This is a genomic window from Micromonospora sp. WMMA1923 (assembly GCF_049179195.1).
Lineage (GTDB): Bacteria > Actinomycetota > Actinomycetes > Mycobacteriales > Micromonosporaceae > Micromonospora > Micromonospora yangpuensis.
This window is the reverse complement of the sequence record NZ_JBMHLZ010000001.1, coordinates 266,707-283,763: the sequence shown is the minus strand read 5'-3', so window position 1 is coordinate 283,763 and position 17,057 is coordinate 266,707. Positions and strand designations below refer to the sequence as shown.

General features: G+C 73.7%; 15 protein-coding genes. 11 read left to right on the top strand and 4 right to left on the bottom strand.

All coding sequences use genetic code 11. The annotated features are described in order from the left end of the window. The first annotated feature begins 73 nt into the window (after positions 1 to 73). A complete protein-coding gene (locus ACN28G_RS01370; protein WP_421478200.1) occupies positions 74 to 958 on the top strand; it encodes a helix-turn-helix domain-containing protein in 885 nt (294 codons plus the stop codon). Next, positions 951 to 1,154, top strand: coding sequence for a DUF397 domain-containing protein (locus tag ACN28G_RS01365; RefSeq protein WP_421478199.1), 204 nt, complete (start codon positions 951 to 953; stop codon positions 1,152 to 1,154). The genes ACN28G_RS01370 and ACN28G_RS01365 overlap by 8 nt, the downstream gene beginning before the upstream one ends. Before the next feature lie 97 nt (positions 1,155 to 1,251). Here the strand turns inward: ACN28G_RS01365 and ACN28G_RS01360 are convergent, their stop codons facing one another. Both ACN28G_RS01360 and upp read right to left on the bottom strand, forming a co-directional pair. Beyond that, positions 1,252 to 1,929 carry a GOLPH3/VPS74 family protein gene (locus ACN28G_RS01360; RefSeq protein ID WP_091434641.1) on the bottom strand — a complete coding sequence of 226 codons (678 nt, stop codon included), beginning with the start codon at positions 1,927 to 1,929 and terminating at the stop codon, positions 1,252 to 1,254. 246 nt (positions 1,930 to 2,175) lie between these two features. Next, positions 2,176 to 2,808 carry a uracil phosphoribosyltransferase gene (upp, locus tag ACN28G_RS01355; RefSeq protein ID WP_091434639.1) on the bottom strand — a complete coding sequence of 211 codons (633 nt, stop codon included), beginning with the start codon at positions 2,806 to 2,808 and terminating at the stop codon, positions 2,176 to 2,178. A 134-nt stretch (positions 2,809 to 2,942) separates the two neighbouring features. On the opposite strand from upp, the gene deoC reads away from it, so the two are divergent. From deoC to ACN28G_RS01310, 9 genes are all read left to right on the top strand, one after another. Next, positions 2,943 to 3,932, top strand: a complete 990-nt coding sequence (deoC, locus tag ACN28G_RS01350) for a deoxyribose-phosphate aldolase (protein WP_091434637.1) — start codon at positions 2,943 to 2,945, stop codon at positions 3,930 to 3,932. Positions 3,933 to 3,937: 5 nt separating this feature from the next. Next, positions 3,938 to 5,389, top strand: coding sequence for an aldehyde dehydrogenase family protein (locus ACN28G_RS01345; RefSeq protein WP_421478197.1), 1,452 nt, complete (start codon positions 3,938 to 3,940; stop codon positions 5,387 to 5,389). After that, complete coding sequence (locus ACN28G_RS01340; protein WP_421478196.1) at positions 5,382 to 6,206, top strand: aldehyde dehydrogenase family protein; 825 nt, start codon at positions 5,382 to 5,384, stop codon at positions 6,204 to 6,206. Before ACN28G_RS01345 ends, ACN28G_RS01340 begins: the two co-directional genes overlap by 8 nt. 63 nt (positions 6,207 to 6,269) lie before the next feature. Then, complete coding sequence (locus ACN28G_RS01335; RefSeq protein ID WP_421478195.1) at positions 6,270 to 6,668, top strand: BlaI/MecI/CopY family transcriptional regulator; 399 nt, start codon at positions 6,270 to 6,272, stop codon at positions 6,666 to 6,668. A 10-nt stretch (positions 6,669 to 6,678) separates the two neighbouring features. Beyond that, positions 6,679 to 7,584, top strand: coding sequence for a M56 family metallopeptidase (locus tag ACN28G_RS01330; RefSeq protein ID WP_421478194.1), 906 nt, complete (start codon positions 6,679 to 6,681; stop codon positions 7,582 to 7,584). A 147-nt stretch (positions 7,585 to 7,731) separates the two neighbouring features. Next, the gene (gene cydD / locus ACN28G_RS01325) at positions 7,732 to 9,507 is read left to right on the top strand and encodes a thiol reductant ABC exporter subunit CydD (protein ID WP_421478193.1); all 1,776 of its coding nucleotides are present in this window, start codon (positions 7,732 to 7,734) and stop codon (positions 9,505 to 9,507) included. Next, positions 9,504 to 11,444 (top strand): thiol reductant ABC exporter subunit CydC, encoded by a 1,941-nt coding sequence (gene cydC / locus ACN28G_RS01320; RefSeq protein WP_421478192.1) that lies wholly within the window; start codon positions 9,504 to 9,506, stop codon positions 11,442 to 11,444. The genes cydD and cydC overlap by 4 nt, the downstream gene beginning before the upstream one ends. Before the next feature lie 106 nt (positions 11,445 to 11,550). Then, positions 11,551 to 12,540: a DNA primase gene (locus ACN28G_RS01315; RefSeq protein WP_091434628.1), complete on the top strand. Its 990-nt coding sequence runs from the start codon at positions 11,551 to 11,553 to the stop codon at positions 12,538 to 12,540. A 63-nt stretch (positions 12,541 to 12,603) separates the two neighbouring features. Continuing rightward, entirely contained in the window at positions 12,604 to 15,342 is a 2,739-nt protein-coding gene (locus ACN28G_RS01310; protein WP_421478191.1) for a transposase, read from the top strand. 672 nt (positions 15,343 to 16,014) lie between these two features. Here ACN28G_RS01310 and ACN28G_RS01305 read toward each other — a convergent pair. Next, a complete protein-coding gene (locus ACN28G_RS01305) occupies positions 16,015 to 16,608 on the bottom strand; it encodes a GTP-binding protein (RefSeq protein WP_421478190.1) in 594 nt (197 codons plus the stop codon). Between the two features lies 1 nt (position 16,609). Beyond that, positions 16,610 to 16,990: a DUF742 domain-containing protein gene (locus ACN28G_RS01300; RefSeq protein WP_091445951.1), complete on the bottom strand. Its 381-nt coding sequence runs from the start codon at positions 16,988 to 16,990 to the stop codon at positions 16,610 to 16,612. Positions 16,991 to 17,057: the final 67 nt, after the last annotated feature.

The window sequence follows — 17,057 nt, the reverse complement described above, 5'->3', positions numbered from 1 at the left end:
GTGATTGCATTCTTCGACACGTTTCATTTGTGGCTTTCGGCTGTTGCATTTCGGGACGGAAAGGTGTTGCACGATGCATGCAACGAACGGTTCTTCGGTACCACGCCGACAACTCGGCAGACTGCTCACCAAGCTCCGGGAGGACGCGCAGGTCACCATCGAGTCGGCCGCCGACGAGCTGGACTGCTCGCGGCAGAAGATCTGGCGGATCGAGCGGGGCCTGACCGCGGCGCGCGGCCCCGACGTCCGGGTGCTCTGCGAGTTGTACCGGGCCAACCAGGAGCAGGCTGCCGTGCTGCTCGGGCTCACCGAGTTGAGCAAGGCCGAGGGCTGGTGGCACGCGTACGGCCGGTCCATTCCGATCTGGTTCTCGCTCTACATGGGGCTGGAAAGTGTCGCCCGCCAGGTGCGGCATTACAACGCCGAACTGGTGCCGGGGCTGCTCCAAACCCCGGGATACGCCACCGCACTCTTCCTGTCCAACCGGCCGGAGTTGAGCGAGGAGGAGCGGAAAAAGGCGGTGAACCTGCGGATCCAGCGGCAGGGGCTACTGGCCCGGCGGCTCCCGCCGGCCCCCGACCTGACAGTGATCCTCAGCGAGGCGGTGCTCCGCCGCCCGGTGCCGGGCCGACCGGTGATGGCCGAGCAGCTCCGGCACCTGCTCGCGGTCGGCGAACGGTCCAACATCACCGTCCGGGTGCTGCCGCTGGCCGCCGGGCCGCCACTGGCCGCCGAGGCCGGCACCTTCGTCCTGCTCGACTTCCCGACGAACGCCGTCGGCAACCCGAGCGAGCCACCGACCGTCTACGTCGAGGGGCTCACCGGCGCGCTCTATCTCGACCAGCCGGAGGAAATCATCGCGTACGAACGGGTCTGGTCCGGGCTGGAATCCCTCGCCCTCGATGAGCGACAATCGATGGAATTGATCGACGCCATCCTGGGAGAGTGTTATGAATGACCTGACCGAAGCCCGCTGGCGCACCAGCACCCACAGTGGCACCAACGGCGGCGACTGCGTGGAGGTCGCCGACAACCTCACCGGCGTCGTCGCCGTCCGGGACAGCAAGGACCCGGCCGGGCCGGTGCTCACCCTCGCCCCGGCCGGCTGGGCCGACTTCGTCCGCGCCGTCCGGACCCACCGCTTCGGGCACTGACTCCCCGCCCCGCCCGGCCGCCGCACCCCACCCGAAAACCAATGAGGTACGGCGGGCGGGGCTCTCAGTGGCATTGGGCCCGCAGCGTCCCGGCCCCTCAGCGGCGGGGGCCGAGGGCGGCGTTGATCGCCTGCCCGAGCACGGCCACGACCAGCGCGATCGACGGGCGTACCACCGAATCTTCCATGCTGATCTCACCGGAGAAGCCGGCGCCCCCGGCGATCTCCTCCAGCCGCTTGCCCACGTCGCGGGCATCCTCGCCGGTCAGCCCGAGCGCGGGCTCCATGCGTACCGCGGCGACCAGGGTGGCCAGGGCGGCGGTCCGCTCGTCGGGTGCCGGGCCACCGGTGAGCGCCTCGGTCAGCCGCCGCCGGGTGTCCTCCTCCACCGCCGGATCGACCGTCGGGTACCGGTGGACCACGATGAAGTCGAGTTCGGTCTCCTCGACGTCACGCACCACACCCCGCTCGACCAGGTCGCCGAGGATCCGGTCCCGCAGGCCGTGGCGAAGCCGCTGCACCCAGGAGGAGGGCGAGTGGGGCTGCTCGTCGGCCATCCGGGCGAGCACCTCGTCGACGGTCGGCTCACCGGTCGGCGTGGGGTCCACCACGGTCAGGTTCCCGCTGTCGTACGCGACCCGCCCGGCGAGCGCCAACTCCACCAGGACCGCCGCGGCCATGCCCAGGTCCAGGCTGATCCGGGGCATGGTCGCCTTGCCGGTTTCATCGTCGTACGCGAGCAGGAGCAACTCTTCGGCGAGCGCAACACCAGTCATGGCCGCAGACGCTAGCCGGTCTCCGCACCCCCGCGCATCGACTCGCCCGTGAGGTGAGAAGCGGCCCTCCCCCGGCAGTCGCCGCACGCCCCACCCACCGCTGCCGCGCGCCCCGCCCCGCCGCCGCGCGCCCCGCCCCGCCCGCAGCCGCCGCGTGTCCCGCCCCGCCGCCGCGTGTCCGGCCTGCGGGTGTGAGAGGGGAACCCCGCTATACCGAAAGCGTTAACAGGGGGCCCTTCCTTACAGCTAGAAGCGGGGCATGCCGCCGAACTGGCGGTCGCCGGCGTCGCCGAGGCCGGGCACGATGAACTTGCTGTCGTTGAGGCCGTCGTCGATCGAGGCGGTGACCAGCCGCAGCGGGAGACCCGACTGGGCGAGGCGTTCGATGCCGACCGGTGCGGCCAGTACGCAGAGCACGGTGATGTCGGTGCAGCCCCGGTCGGCCAGCAGCCGGCAGCAGTGCTCCAGGGAGCCGCCGGTGGCCAGCATCGGGTCGAGCACCAGCACCGGCAGGCCGGTCAGGTCGCGGGGCAGCGACTCCATGTAGGCGCGCGGCTCGTACGTCTGTTCGTCGCGGGCCAGGCCGACGAAGCCCATCGACGACTCCGGCAGCAGCCCGAGGGCGGCGTCGGCCATCCCGAGCCCGGCCCGCAGCACCGGGACCAGCAGCGGCGGGTTCGCCAGCCGGGTGCCTTCGGCGCCGGTGACCGGGGTCTGGACCGGGTACTTCTCCACGGGGAAGGAGCGGGCGGCCTCGTACACCAGCATGGTGGTGAGTTCGTGCAGCGCTGCCCGGAAGGTGGCGGAATCGGTGCGCGTGTCCCGCATGGCGGTCAGCCGCGACTGGGCGAGCGGATGGTCAATGACGTGTACGTCCACGATCGCTCAACCTACCCGCCGGTCGCCGTCGGCACCGTGCCCGTGGGCAGACCAGCGACCTCGCTCACCACCGGCGGGGTGCGCACGCCGCTCGCTCAAGATCAACCGATCCGGGGCTGCGTAGACTTCCCGGCATGACGGCGACAACGACGTCGGCCCGGTCGGACCTCACCGAGCTGGGACGATCCGAGACCGCTCTGCGGACCTTCCTGCACGGCCTACCGGGCGTGGATCAGGTGGGCGCGGAGCAGCGGGCAGCCCAACTCGGCACCCGCTCCATCAAGACCACCGCCAAGGCCCAGGCCATCGACCTGGCCATCCGGATGGTCGACCTGACCACCCTGGAGGGGGCGGACACCCCCGGCAAGGTACGCGCCCTCGCGGCCAAGGCGCTGCGCCCCGATCCGGCCGACCCGTCCTGCCCGCACGTCGGCGCGGTCTGCGTCTACCCGGCGATGGTCGGGCACGTGGCCGAGGTGCTGCGCGGTTCCGGCGTACACCTGGCCAGCGTGGCGACCGCCTTCCCGTCCGGCCAGGCCCCGCTGGAGATCAAGCTCGCCGACACCCGGGCGGCCGTGGCCGCCGGCGCCGACGAGATCGACATGGTGATCAACCGGGGTGCCTTCCTGGCCGGCCGCTACGCCGAGGTGTACGACGAGATCGTCGCGGTGAAGGAGGCCTGCGGCTCTGCTGATGGCGGTCGCCAGGGGCGGCCGGCAGCGCACCTGAAGGTGATCCTGGAGACCGGCGAGCTGGCCACCTACGACAACGTGCGCCGGGCCTCCTGGCTGGCGATGCTGGCCGGCGGCGACTTCATCAAGACCTCCACCGGCAAGGTCCCGGTCGCGGCCACCCTGCCGGTGACCCTGGTGATGCTGGAGGCGGTCCGTGACTTCCGGGCCGCCACCGGGCGGCAGGTGGGCGTCAAGCCGGCCGGCGGCATCAAGAACACCAAGGACGCGATCAAGTACCTGGTGCTGGTCAACGAGACCGTCGGCGCGGACTGGCTGGACCCGGACTGGTTCCGGTTCGGCGCGTCCAGCCTCCTCAACGACCTGCTGATGCAGCGCACCAAGCTGACGACCGGCGTCTACTCCGGTCCCGACTACTTCACCCTGGACTGACCGTGATGTTCGAATACGCCCCCGCGCCCGAGTCGCGCGCGATCGTCGACCTGAAGCCGTCCTACGGGCTGTTCATCGACGGCAGGTTCGTCGACGGCGAGGACCGCCACAAGTCGGTCAACCCGGCCACCGAGGAGGTGCTCGCCGAGGTCACCTGGGCCAGCGAGGCGGACGTGGACCGCGCGGTCCGGGCCGCCCGCAAGGCGTACCGGAAGGTGTGGGGTCCGATGCCCGGCCGGGACCGGGCCAAGTACCTGTTCCGGATCGCCCGGCTCCTGCAGGAACGCTCCCGCGAGCTGGCGGTGCTGGAGTCACTCGACAACGGCAAGCCGATCCGGGAGGCCCGCGACGTCGACCTGCCGCTGGTCGCCGCGCACTTCTTCTACTACGCCGGCTGGGCCGACAAGCTGGAGTACGCCGGGTTCGGCCCCGGGTCGGCGGGCCGGCGCGGCGGGTCGGTGCCGCCGCCGCTCGGGGTAGCCGCGCAGGTCATCCCGTGGAACTTCCCGCTGCTCATGCTGGCCTGGAAGATCGCCCCGGCGCTGGCCGCCGGCAACACGGTGGTGCTCAAGCCGGCCGAGACCACCCCGCTGACCGCGCTGCTCTTCGCCGAGATCTGCCAGCAGGCCGACCTGCCGCCAGGCGTGGTCAACATCGTCACCGGGGCCGGCGAGACCGGCCGCGCCCTGGTCGAGCACCCCGGCGTGGACAAGGTCGCCTTCACCGGCTCCACCGAGGTCGGCAAGGCCATCGCCCGCTCGGCCGCCGGGACCACCAAGAAGGTCACCCTGGAGCTGGGCGGCAAGGCCGCCAACATCGTGTACGACGACGCCCCCGTCGACCAGGCGGTCGAGGGGATCGTCAACGGCATCTTCTTCAACCAGGGGCACGTCTGCTGTGCCGGTTCCCGGTTGCTGGTCCAGGAGAACGTCGCCGAGCAGGTGCTGGAGTCGTTGAAGCGCCGGATGGCCCGGCTGCGGGTCGGCGACCCGCTGGACAAGAACACCGACGTCGGCGCGATCAACTCCGCCGCCCAGCTGGCCCGGATCCGGGAGCTGACCGACGCCGGCGCCGCCGAGGGCGCGCAACGCTGGTCACCCCCGTGCGAGCTGCCCGAACGCGGGTTTTGGTTCGCCCCGACGATCTTCACCGGGGTCACCCAGGCGCACCGGATCGCCCGGGAGGAGATCTTCGGCCCGGTGCTGTCCGTGCTTACCTTCCGCACCCCGGCCGAGGCGGTGGAGAAGGCCAACAACACGCCGTACGGGCTCTCGGCCGGCATCTGGTCGGAGAAGGGCTCGCGGATCCTCTGGACGGCCGACCGGCTGCGCGCCGGGGTGGTCTGGGCCAACACGTTCAACAAGTTCGACCCCACCTCGCCGTTCGGCGGGTACAAGGAGTCGGGTTACGGCCGCGAGGGCGGCCGGCACGGGCTGGAGGCGTATCTCGATGTCTGAGCGGGTCGCGGTACGCAAGACGTACAAACTCTTCATCGGCGGGAAGTTCCCGCGCAGCGAGTCGGGACGGTCGTATCTCGTGCAGTCCGCAAACGTCGCCCTGGCCTCCCGTAAGGACGCCCGGGACGCCGTGGTCGCCGCCCGCGCCGCCGGCAAGGGCTGGTCGGGCGCGACCGCGTACAACCGGGGCCAGATCCTCTACCGGATCGCCGAGATGCTGGAGGGCCGCCGCGAGCAGTTCGTCGCCCTCGGCGTACCGGCCGCCGAGGTGGACGCGGCGGTCGACCGCTGGGTCTGGTACGCCGGCTGGTCCGACAAGCTCCCCCAGGTGTACGGCGGCGCGAACCCGGTAGCCGGCCCGTACTTCAACCTCTCGGCACCCGAACCGACCGGGGTGGTGGCCGCGGTGGCCCCCGAGTCCCCGGCGTTGCTGGGCCTGGTCAGCGTGATCGCCCCGGCGATCGTCACCGGCAACACGGTGGTGGTGGCCACCAGCGAGTCGGCCCCCCTGGCGGCGGTGACCCTGGCCGAGGTGCTGGCCACCTCCGACCTGCCCGGCGGCGTGGTCAACCTGCTCACCGGCGCGATCGGCGAGACCGTCCCGACCCTCGCCGCCCACCTGGACGTCAACGCCCTGGACCTGGCCGGCATCGCTGACCCCGCCCTCGCCACCGACCTGGAGGCCAAGGCGGCGGAGAACCTCAAGCGGGTCCTCCGCCCCCTCCCACCCGACCACGACTGGACCACCACCCCCGCCCTGACCCGAATGACCACCCTCCTGGAAACCAAAACCGTCTGGCACCCCAAAGCCCCCTGACCCCCACCCGGGGGCAGGCCCGGGGGTGGGGTGGGGATCTACTACGGGGGGTAGGATTGGGGGGTGACTCGGCTGGGTGAGTTGGAACGTGCGGTGATGGACGTGCTGTGGGACGGCGTGCCCGGCACGTCAGGCGGGGTGACCGTGCGGGAGGTCGCCGAGGCGCTGGACGGCCGCGAGCTGGCGTACACGACGGTGATGACCGTCCTGGACCGGCTGGCCGGCAAGGGCATGGTGCAGCGCGAGCGGGAGGGGCGGGCCTGGCGGTACCGGGCCTCGGCCACCCGGGAGGCGCACATCGCCCAGCTCATGCTCGACGCGCTCGACCTCGGTGGCAGCCGGGACGCCGCGCTGGTCCGCTTCGCCCGGTCGGTGACCGGCACCGAGGCCGAGGTGCTCCGGGCGGCGCTCACCGCCGAGGCCGCCGGCACCGAACGCCCCGCCCCGCCCCAGGCCCGGTAGGGCGACGACCATGGCGTACGCCGTGCACTTCGCCGCCGCGGTGCTGGCCTGCTGGCTCTTCGCCCAGGTGCTGGCCCGGTCGACCTGGACCTGGCGCGGCCCGGGGGTGGCGATCCTCTGCTGGCAGGCGATCGGCCTGGCTCTCGGCCTCTCCGCGATGGGTCTGCCGATGGCGCTCGGCGTCGCCGCGTACGACCGGCCGACCGGCAGCGCGCTGGTCGCCCTCGGCGACGACCTCCTGCACGGCAGGCTGCCGGCCGGGGTGGGCGCGGTGCACCTCGGGCTGGTGGGTGTCGGGTTCGGCATCGGCGCGGTGCTGCTGGCCACCACCGTGCGCAGCATCCACGGCACGGTACGCGCCCAGCGCCGCCACCGGGACCTGCTGACCCTGGTCGCCCGGGACGACCCGGCGGCCCCCGGCGCGCTGGTGCTGGACCATCCCGGTGCCGCCGCCTACTGCCTGCCCGGGATGCGGCCCCGGGTGGTGGTCAGCGCCGGCACGCTGGACCTGCTGGACCGGGCCGAGTTGGCCGCGGTGCTCACCCACGAACGCGCCCACGCCCAGGAGCGACACGACCTGGTGCTGCTGCCGTTCACCGCGCTCTGCCGGGCGCTGCCCTGGCTCCGCTGGGTGCGCCGGGCGCACGACCGGGTCGCCCTGCTGGTCGAGATGCGCGCCGACGACAAGGCCCGGCACCTGCACGCCGAGGCCCCCCTGGCCGGGGCGTTGCGCCGGTTCGCCGCCGCCGGCAACCGGATCACCCCGGCCGGCACCCTCGGCCTCGGCGACCGTGACCTCGACGTCCGGGTGCAGCGGCTGCTGGTCGCCGACCGTCCGCCCCGCCTGATCGGCGCCATCGTCCTGGCGGCCACCACCACCCTGGCCGCGCTGCCCATCACCCTCTTCCTCACCTGATCCCCGGCCCGCCCGTTCCCGGGCCCCGACCCACGTCGAGGTGGCCTCCATGCGCTGGGAAACCCTCCTGCCGGCCCGACTAGGCTCTCCGGCGATGTGCTGGTGGGTGTTCCGAGGACGACCCGACGACAGGACACCGACGTACTGGTGAACCGCCGTCCGTTCGATCCGCGACTGCTGCGCCGGGTCCCCGCGGCCCGGGGCGACCTCGTGCTGCTCACCGCCCTCGCGGTGCTGGCGGCACTGCTGATCGTCGCGCAGGCCACCGCGCTGGCCACGCTGCTGGCGGCCGGCTTCGACGGCCGGCTCGACCGGGGCGCGCTTGCCGGTTTCCTGGTGGCGGTGACCGCCCGGTCGGCGCTCACCTGGGCGCAGGGCACGGTGGCCGCGCGGGTGGCCGCGATCGTCAAGGCCACCCTGCGCGGTGAGCTGCTCGGCGCGGTCGGCCGCAACGGCCCCGGCTGGGTCGCCGGGCAGCGCGCCGGCCAACTGGCCACCCTCACCGGACGCGGGCTCGACGCGCTCGACGCCTACTTCACCGGGTACCTCCCCCAGTTGCTGCTCAGCGTCACCGTGCCGGCCGCCGTCCTGCTGCGGGTCCTGGTCGCCGACTGGAGTTCGGCGCTGGTCATCGCGGCCACCCTGCCGCTGATCCCGATCTTCGGCGCGCTGCTCGGCTGGCAGGCCCAGGCCGCCACCGAACGGCAGTGGCGACGGCTGTCCCGCCTCGGCGGGCACTTCCTCGACATGGTCGCCGGCCTGCCCACCCTGCGGGCCTTCGGCCGGGCCCGCGCCCAGGTCGACGTGGTGCACCGGATGGCCGACGGGCACCGGGTCGCCACCATGCGGACGCTGCGGATCGCCTTCCTCTCCGGGCTGGTGCTGGAACTGGTAGCCACCCTGTCGGTGGCGCTGGTCGCCGTGCCGGTGGGCATCCGGCTGCTCGACGGCGGGCTGACGCTGGCCACCGCCCTGCTGGTGCTGCTGCTCACCCCGGAGGCGTACCTTCCGCTGCGGACCGCCGGGGCCCGGTTCCACGCCAGCATGGAGGGGCTGACCGCGCTCAACGACGCCTTCGAGGTGACCACCGACACCCCCGGCCGGGACACCGCCACGACCGCCACCGCCGGCCCGGCCCTCGCCGTGACAACGACCGCCACCGCCGGCCCGGCCAGGACCTGCCCTGCGGGAGGCAGCCCGGCGGGAGGCAGCCCGGCCGGGAGCGGGCCGGTTCCGGACGGGCGGGGCGAGATCCGGTTGGTGGGGGTGAGCGTCGTCTACCCGCGTACCACCGCGTTGCGCGACGTGACGTTGACCATCCGGCCCGGCGAGCGGATCGCGGTCGTCGGTCCCAGCGGCGCGGGCAAGAGCACCCTGCTCGGCCTCCTGCTCGGCTTCGTCACCCCGACCGAGGGCCGGATCACCGTGGCCGGGATCGACCTGGCCGGGGTCGACCGGGACGCCTGGCGTCGGCAGCTGGCCTGGGTGCCGCAGCGGGCCCACCTCTTCGCCACCACGCTTGCCGACAACATCCGGCTCGGCGCGCCGGACACCCCCGACGAGGAGCTGGCCCGCGCGGTCCGGGACGCCGCGCTGGACGAGGTGCTCGCCGTACTGCCCGACGGACTCGCCACCCGGCTCGGTGAACGCGGCCACGGCCTGTCCAGCGGGCAACGGCAGCGGGTGGCGCTGGCCCGGGCGTTCCTGCGGGACGCCCCGATCGTGCTGCTCGACGAGCCGACCGCCCGGCTGGACACCGCCAGCGAGACGGCCGTGCTGGCCGCCACCCGCCGCCTCGTCGCCGGGCGGACCGCCCTGCTGGTGGCGCACCGCCCCGCCCTGCTCGCCGACGCCGACCGGATCCTGCGGGTCGTCGACGGCCGGGTCACCGAACTCACCCCCACCGCCGAGGCCCTGCGATGAGCGACGAGCCCACCAGCGTCCCCGCCGGGTCGGGGGCCCGGACCGGGCAGCCGGGCCGGCAGAGCCAGTCGGGCCAGCCGAGCCAACCGGGCCAGCCGGGCCAACCGAGCCGGTCGAGCCGGTCGGGCCGGTTCGCCGCCGAGCGGGCCGTGCTGCGGCTCACCCGGCCGTACCTGCGCCGACTGCTCGGCGCGGGGCTGCTCGCCACGGCCACCGAGCTGGCCGGACTGGCCCTGATGGCGACCGCGACCTGGCTGCTGATGAGCGCCGCCGGCCAGCCACCGCTGGACCGGCTCACCGTGGCGATCGTCGCCGTCCGGGCGCTCGCCATCGGCCGGGGGGTGTTCCGCTACACCGAGCGCCTCGCCGGCCACGACGCCGTGCTGCGCCTGGTCGCCGACGTACGGGCCCGGGTCTTCGCCAGCCTGGCGGCCAGCCGGGACAGCGTCGGGCAACGCTCGGGCGACGCGCTCAGCCGGCTCGTCTCCGACGTCGAGACGGTGCAGGACCTGCTGCTGCGGGTGCTCGTACCGGCGTCCGCCGCCGGGCTGGTCGGGGTGCTGGCCGTCGGCGGGGCGGCGCTGGTCTCCCCGGCCGCCGCCGGGGCGCTCGCGCTGGGACTGCTGGTGGCCGGGGTGGCCCTGCCGGTGCTGGCCACCGCGCTCACCCGCCGGGGGGCCGCCGAGGTCGCCCCGCTGCGGGGTGAACTGGCCGCGGACGCCGTCGACCTCACCCACGGCGCGGCCGACCTGGCCGCCTTCGGCGCCACCGGGTACGCGTTGCGGGCCGCCCGGCAGCGGGCCGACCGGCTGGGCCGGCTGGAGCGCCGCCTCGCCGCGGTCGGGTTCGCCGTCGACGCGGCCGGGGTGCTGGTGGCCGGACTGACCGCCGCCGCGGTGGTGCTGGTCGCACTCCGCGCCGGGGTGGACGGGGTGCTCGTCGGGGTACTCGCGGTCGGCACCCTCGCCGCCGTCGAGATCGCCCTGGCCCTGGTCGGTACCGCCCGACAGTGGACCCAGTTGCGCGCCGGGCTGGCCCGGGTCGCCGCGCTGCTCGACCCGCCGGCCACCTCGCCCGCCCCGACGAGCGCGGCGCGCCAGGCCGAGAAGCAACCGGAGGCCCGTTCGGACCCGGCCGAGGAGCAGCCCGAAGCCCGACTCGACCGGGCCGAGGGGCCGTGCGACGTCCGGTTCGACCGGGTGACCGTGCGGTACCGGGACGGCGGCCCGGCCGCCCTCGACCGGTTCGACCTGGACCTGCCGGCCGGCCGCCGGGTCGCCGTGGTCGGGCCGAGCGGCGCCGGCAAGAGCACCCTGGCCGCCGTGCTCACCGGTGCCGTCCGACCCCGCTCCGGGCGGGTCACCCTGTCCGGCGTGGACCTCGCCGAGCTACCGGCGGAGCAGCTGCCCCGCACGGTGGGCGGCCTGCTCGCCGAGGCGTACGTCTTCCACGCCTCGGTCCGGGAGAACCTGCTGCTCGGCCGCCCCGACGCCGACCCGGGGGAACTGACCGCGGCGACCGCCGCGGCCGGGCTGCTGGACTGGGTACGCGCCCAACCCGAGCAGTACGACACCATCGTGGGTGAGCAGGGCGAACAGCTCTCCGGTGGGCAGCGGCAACGACTCGCCCTGGCCCGCGCCCTGCTGGCCGCGCCGGGGGTGCTGGTGCTCGACGAGCCGACCGAGGGGCTCGATCCGGCCGCCGCCGACGCCGTCCTCGCCTCGGCGCTGGCCGCCACCCCGGCCGGGCACTCGGTGCTGCTGATCAGCCATCGGCTCAGCGGACTTGACGCGTTGGACGACATCCTGGTGCTGGACTCCGGCCGGGTGGTGCAGCAGGGCACGCACGCCGAGCTGGTCCGGGTGCCCGGCTGGTACCGGGACCAGTGGCTGGCGCAGGAGGCCGCCGAGCGGGGTTACCTCGCCCTGGCCCCCTGATCCTCCGGCCCTGATCCGACGTGCCGGCGGGGTGCGCGCAGCGCGGTACCGGAGTCGCCCACTAGGGTATGTGCCCAGAGTCACTTGGCGGTCGGAAGGCCGACGAGTGGGCAACCCGAAGCATACGGAGGTCAGCGTGGCCCGTCAGTCGCCCCAACGGCCCGACGCCGACGAGCCCGAGCTCGACGACACCACGGGATCGGCCGAGTCCGACGAGACCACCGGGTCGGCCGAGCCCGACGAGGTCGACATCGAGGCTGTCGCCGAGCCGACCACGGCACCCGACCGCGCGCTCTGGGCCGAGACGCGGATCGATCCGGTGGAGGTCGCACTGCCCGCCGGCACCGGCTTCACGCTGCGGGCGTACCGGCCGGCTCGCGAGGTCACCCCGACGGACGTGACCGAGCGGGACCAGGACGACCCGTTCCTCGCCCGCCGGCAGGCCGCCGCCGAGGCGGAGGACGAGGACGACGAGACGGTGGTGATCCTCGACGAGGAGGTCGCCGAGGAGTTCGCCGAGAGCGACAAGGAAGCCGCTGGCAAACGGGCCGGCGGCGACACCGCCGAGGACGACGAGGACGAGGACGAGACGGACGACGACGCCGGTGACGAGGAGGTGCCGGCCTTCCTGACCCACCAGGGGCGGTTGCTGCTCTTCAAGACCCCGGAGTCGCTCGTCACCTTCGTCCGGTCCGGCGCGCCGAACGACCTGTCCCAACTGGATGGTTGGCGCGAACTGTCCGAACGGCTCGAACCGGCCGACGTCGTCCCGCTCGACGAGGACACCTACGAGCTCGATCTGGTGGTGGAGAACCTGCGCGGCGGGCACGACACCTGGGATCCCAACCTCCTGATCCAGGCTGGCGAGGTGGCCCGTGACCTGGCGTACTCGCTGCGTCTGCCGTCGGTGTTGGACATGCTCTCCTCGGGCTCCAGCCTCGACGACCTGGACGAGGCGCTGCGGGCCACCGTCAACGGCGGGGTCGGTGGTTTCCTCGGTCGCCGACGGCTGAAGAAGATCGGGGCGCAGACCGCCAGTTTGGGTTGGCGCACCATTGTCGGGAAGATCTCTGCAGTGGTGGACTGGCGCGACTGACCCGCACCAGGGAGCATCAGTCACTGGCAGAGAACGACCTGTGTTCGTGAGGAGGACGACGCCGTGGCGCTCGTGCGCGTGTACTGCGGTCTGGCCTCGGCGGATGCGACCGAGGGATCGGCCGCGGCCGGCTCGGCGCTGACCTCCGCCGTGGTCGACGACGCAGGCCGTCTGCTGCATCTCTGTGAGATCGGCGACGAACCAGCCGGTTACGCCCGGCTGGTCGCGCTGCTCGTCGAGCGCTCGGGCGGCCCGAGCGGTGCGGCGATCGCCGCCGACAGCGACGACCACACGATCACCTCGCTGCTCAGTGCCGCCGGTCGTCCACTCGCGATCGCCGACGACGACTCGGTGGACGACTTCGCCGAGCGTTTCGCCGACGACGACTCGGTGGAGGAGATGCACTCCGCACCGGCCGAGCGGCGGGCCGTCGGCCTGGCCCGGGCGTTGCAGGCCGGCGCGCTGTCGGCGGTCACCCTGCCCGCTCCCCGTGACCTGGCCAACTACAAGCAGGTGCTCGCCGCGCACGCGGCCCTGTCCACCGGCCGGCACGCGGCGGCGGCGGCGCTGCGTGAGGTGCTCCGCGAGTTGTACCCGGCCGCGCTGCGGGCGTACCCGGACCCGGCCGAGCCGGTCGCGCTGGCCGTGCTCGACGCGTTGCCGGAGCCCGGCATGCTGACCGGCACCATGGCCCGGGGCCGGGAGATCTCGGTCGCCGCCGACGCGGTCGCGGCGCACCTCGCCGCCGACGGCGTGGCGGAGGCCGACGAGATCAACGAGGCGGTCACCGCGCTGCGGGTCGCTATCTCGGAGACGCCCCGACGGGCCACCGTCAACCGCGCGCTCACCTCTGCGGTCGCGGAGACCGTCCGGCAGGCGGTCGCCTCGGTACGGGCCTGCGACGCCGGCTGCGAGGCGCTGGTGAGCGCGCTCAGCGCCCGGGTCACCGCCCCCACGCCGGTCCCCGGCCGCCGGGCCGCCGCGCGTCGGGGCGAAGCCGTCGGCGAACTGCCCGGGACCGGTGGCAGCGGCCCCGGGCTCCGGTCCGTCCGGCCGGTCGAGACGCCACCGGCACCCGGTGGCGGGCGGCGCAGCCGCCCCGAGCCGGTCGGGCAGGGCACGCCACCACCGCCACCCCGCCCCCTCGGTCCCCCGCCGGTGGCACCGACCCCGATCGCTCCGCCGCCGGTGGCACCGTCCCCGCTTACCCCGGCCGCGGTGGCCGGACCGCCGGTCTCGACGCCGCCCGGCCGTACCGAGCCCCGGCCCTCGCTGATCGACGCGCCCACCCGGGTGGACCCGCCGGCCAACCGGCCGGTCTCCGCGCCGCCACCGCCGCCGCCCGGGATCACCCCGATCACCCCGGCGCAGCGCCACAAGGTGCCGCCCGCCGAGGCCGGTGAGCCCTTCCGTCCGACACTGACCACCGCGGCGATCAACAGCGCCCGCGCGGAGCGGCAGCGTACGGTGATCCCGCCCCGCCCGCAGACCACTGCCGGGGACCCGCCGACGGGCGGCTTCAGCGTGACCGACCTGAATGTGCCGGTGCCCACCCCTCGGCCCGGTCCGGAGCCGACCGCACCGCCCGGATCACGGGCGAACTGGCCGCTGGTCGCCAACGCCGACGACCACTCCGACAGCTCCGCCGACAACGCGGTGGCGTACCCCGGCGAGCCGGCCGGCCGGAGCATCGACTCGAACACCGACCCCGGTACGACCGACGGCCGGGTCACCCCGCCCTGGTTGGCCGACGACCTGCCCCCGGAGCCGCCGATGCTGCGGCTCGTCGAGCCGCCGCCGCTGGGCGACCGGACGCGCCGCGACGGCGGCACCGCGCCGGCCGACCCGCCGCAGCTGGAGAACCCGCCGCTGCGGCTGGTCGGGGAGGACGCCACGCGTGGTGGCCGGGCCGCCGCCCGCGCCGAACAGCCCCCGCCGGGTCACCGTTCCCCGCTCGACCACCGTCCTCCGCTGGGCGAACGCTCCCCCGTGGACCAGCTCCGAGGCCTGGACCAGCGCTCATCCCTGGAGCCGCGCCCATCGTTGGAGCAGCGCTCGTCGCTGGAGCACCGGCCTTCCCTGGAGCAGCGGGCGTCGTTGGAGCAGCGGTCGTCCCTGGAGCGCCGTCCCTCGCTGGAACAGCGCGCCTCGCTCGAACACCGGTCACCACTGGAGGAGCGTTCCGCGTCGGACCAGCGGTCCTCGTTGGAGCACCGGACCTCGTTGGAACAGCGGGCCTCCTTGGAGCGCCCGTCGCTGGAACACCGCTCACCGCTGGGTGAGCGCTCCGGGCTGGAGCAGCGTTCGCCGCTGGGGCAGCGTTCCCCGCTGGAGCACCGGCCCCCGGTGGAGCACCGGCCGCCGCCGATCGCCGACGAGGGCGACGGGGACCTGCTCATCTTCGCCGCGGCGAAGTCCGCCTGGTTCGTCGGGCACGGCGACGAGACCGACATCGAGTGGACGAGCACCGCCGACACCGGTTGGCAGGCCGCCGAGCAGGCCGCCGAGCCTGCGGTTGGTGCGGCGACCTCGGCCGGCCTGCCCAAGCGGGTACCCCAGGCCAACCTGGTGCCCGGCTCGCCGCTCCGCGAGGAGCGTCCCCTGCGCATAGTGCGTGACGCGGCCAGCCTCGCCGAGAACACCACCGGATACTTCCGCGGCTGGCGTCGTGGTCAGGAGATCGGCGGCTTCGCCGTCGGCGGCCGACCGGGCCGGGAGGCCGCCGGGGGCTGGGACTTCAGCCGGGACACCGGTGACCGCGACGACGACCGAGAGTACGAGTTCCGCTCCGCCGGCTACTAAAGGTGTAAGGAAGGGCCCCTTCTTAACGCTTTCGGTAGAGCGGGGCACCCCTCTCACAGAGCTGATCGGGGAGTACCCGGGCGCGGCGGCTCCTGGCACCGGTAGGGCTGTCGGCGGGATGACGCCTGCCGCTTCGTGATGAGCCACGGCGACGGTGCGGGAACCACCGCACGGGCGCGACACTCTCACCGGGCGGGCTCAGGGGGCCGTCACCGGCCAGACTGGCGCCCGGCCGAGCGGCGGACGGCCAGACCGGCGGACGGCCAGACCGGCGGCCACAGGGCACCATGCCCGAGCGCATGGCACCCGTCAGGACCCCGGCAACCACGTCACCGGTAACCCGGCGATGGGCCTTCTTGGACGCCCGGGAGCCAGCCGGTGCGGCTCCCGCAGACCAAGGCGAGACGCAGCGCGGGCCCGACGCTGGCCCGGCGGACGCGGTGGGGACAGGCTGGTCGGTCCGCAGCAGGACCGACGGACGGCGATGAAAACGCCACAGACCCGACGACGCGGTGCAGACGCCACAGATCCGACGGACGCGGTGGGGACGTGCAGGACCGACGGACGCGGTGCAGACGCCACAGACCCGGCGGACGCGGTTACTCGCCGAGCGGGGGTCAGCGACGTACGCCCGGGGTCGGCAGTGCCGTCACCGGGTGCTGAGCGGGCCGGTCAGGCCGGTGCGACGGCGCGCGAGCGACGCATGGTGAGCACGTACTCGACAAGCGAGATCAGTACGTGCTTGGTCGACTCCCGGTTACGGGCGTCGCAGGCCACCACCGGCACGTCGTGGGAGATCGCCAAGGCGTCCCGGACGTCCTGCGGGTCGTGGTACTGCATCCCGTCGAAGCAGTTGATGGCCACCAGGTACGGCAGCCGTCGGTGCTCGAAGAAGTCGATCGCCGCGAAGCAGTCGGCCAGCCGACGGGTGTCGACCAGCACCACCGCCCCGATCGCGCCCCGGACCAGCTCGTCCCACATGAACCAGAAACGCGTCTGACCCGGGGTACCGAAGAGGTACAGGATCAGGTCCCGGTCGATCGAGATCCGGCCGAAGTCCATCGCCACGGTGGTGGTCATCTTGCCCGGCACCTGCCGGGTGTCGTCGACGCCCACACCGGCGGAGGTCATGATGGCCTCGGTGGTCAGCGGCGTGATCTCGGAGACCGAGCCGACGAGCGTCGTCTTACCGACACCGAAACCACCGGCGATAACGATCTTCGCCGAGGTCACCCGCCCGCTCGGGGTCGGCGGGCGGCGCGTCATGTCAGAGCCTGCGAAGTCCACTCAGCACCCTCTCCAGCAGTTCAGTGCCCACCGCGTCATCCGAGTCGTCCAGAATGGTCGGCTCGTGGACCGCGACCAGGCCATCCGTCGCCATGTCGGCGATGAGCACCCGGGCCACGCCAAGCGGAAGCTGCATCCGCGCCGCGATCTCCGCGAGCGACTGCACGCGTCCGTCACACAGCGCGGCAATATATTGGTGTTCCCGGCCCTGGCCACCGCTGTTGCCATTGGCGGTGGCCCGGCCGCGCACCGTCGTTTCGACGAGTGCCTCCAGTGCGATGTCCAACCGGGGACGGGTACGACCGCGGGTCACGGCGTATGGACGGACCAACGCTCCGGTCGGTTCGTCACGATCGGCCATGTCGCCGCTCACCTCCTTCGTACCCGGCACCGGTCTTCACCGGTGGCACTCGTCGTACCTGTTCTCG

Bases quoted from the DNA above. Each gene is read 5' to 3' on its own strand.
- ACN28G_RS01370 (WP_421478200.1), top strand. From the start codon at position 74: ATGCATGCAACGAACGGTTCTTCGGTACCACGCCGACAACTCGGCAGA.
- ACN28G_RS01365 (WP_421478199.1), top strand. From the start codon at position 951: ATGAATGACCTGACCGAAGCCCGCTGGCGCACCAGCACCCACAGTGGC.
- ACN28G_RS01360 (WP_091434641.1), bottom strand. From the start codon at position 1,929: ATGACTGGTGTTGCGCTCGCCGAAGAGTTGCTCCTGCTCGCGTACGAC.
- deoC (WP_091434637.1), top strand. From the start codon at position 2,943: ATGACGGCGACAACGACGTCGGCCCGGTCGGACCTCACCGAGCTGGGA.
- ACN28G_RS01345 (WP_421478197.1), top strand. From the start codon at position 3,938: ATGTTCGAATACGCCCCCGCGCCCGAGTCGCGCGCGATCGTCGACCTG.
- ACN28G_RS01340 (WP_421478196.1), top strand. From the start codon at position 5,382: ATGTCTGAGCGGGTCGCGGTACGCAAGACGTACAAACTCTTCATCGGC.
- ACN28G_RS01330 (WP_421478194.1), top strand. From the start codon at position 6,679: ATGGCGTACGCCGTGCACTTCGCCGCCGCGGTGCTGGCCTGCTGGCTC.
- cydC (WP_421478192.1), top strand. From the start codon at position 9,504: ATGAGCGACGAGCCCACCAGCGTCCCCGCCGGGTCGGGGGCCCGGACC.
- ACN28G_RS01305 (WP_421478190.1), bottom strand. From the start codon at position 16,608: ATGACGCGCCGCCCGCCGACCCCGAGCGGGCGGGTGACCTCGGCGAAG.
- ACN28G_RS01300 (WP_091445951.1), bottom strand. From the start codon at position 16,990: ATGGCCGATCGTGACGAACCGACCGGAGCGTTGGTCCGTCCATACGCC.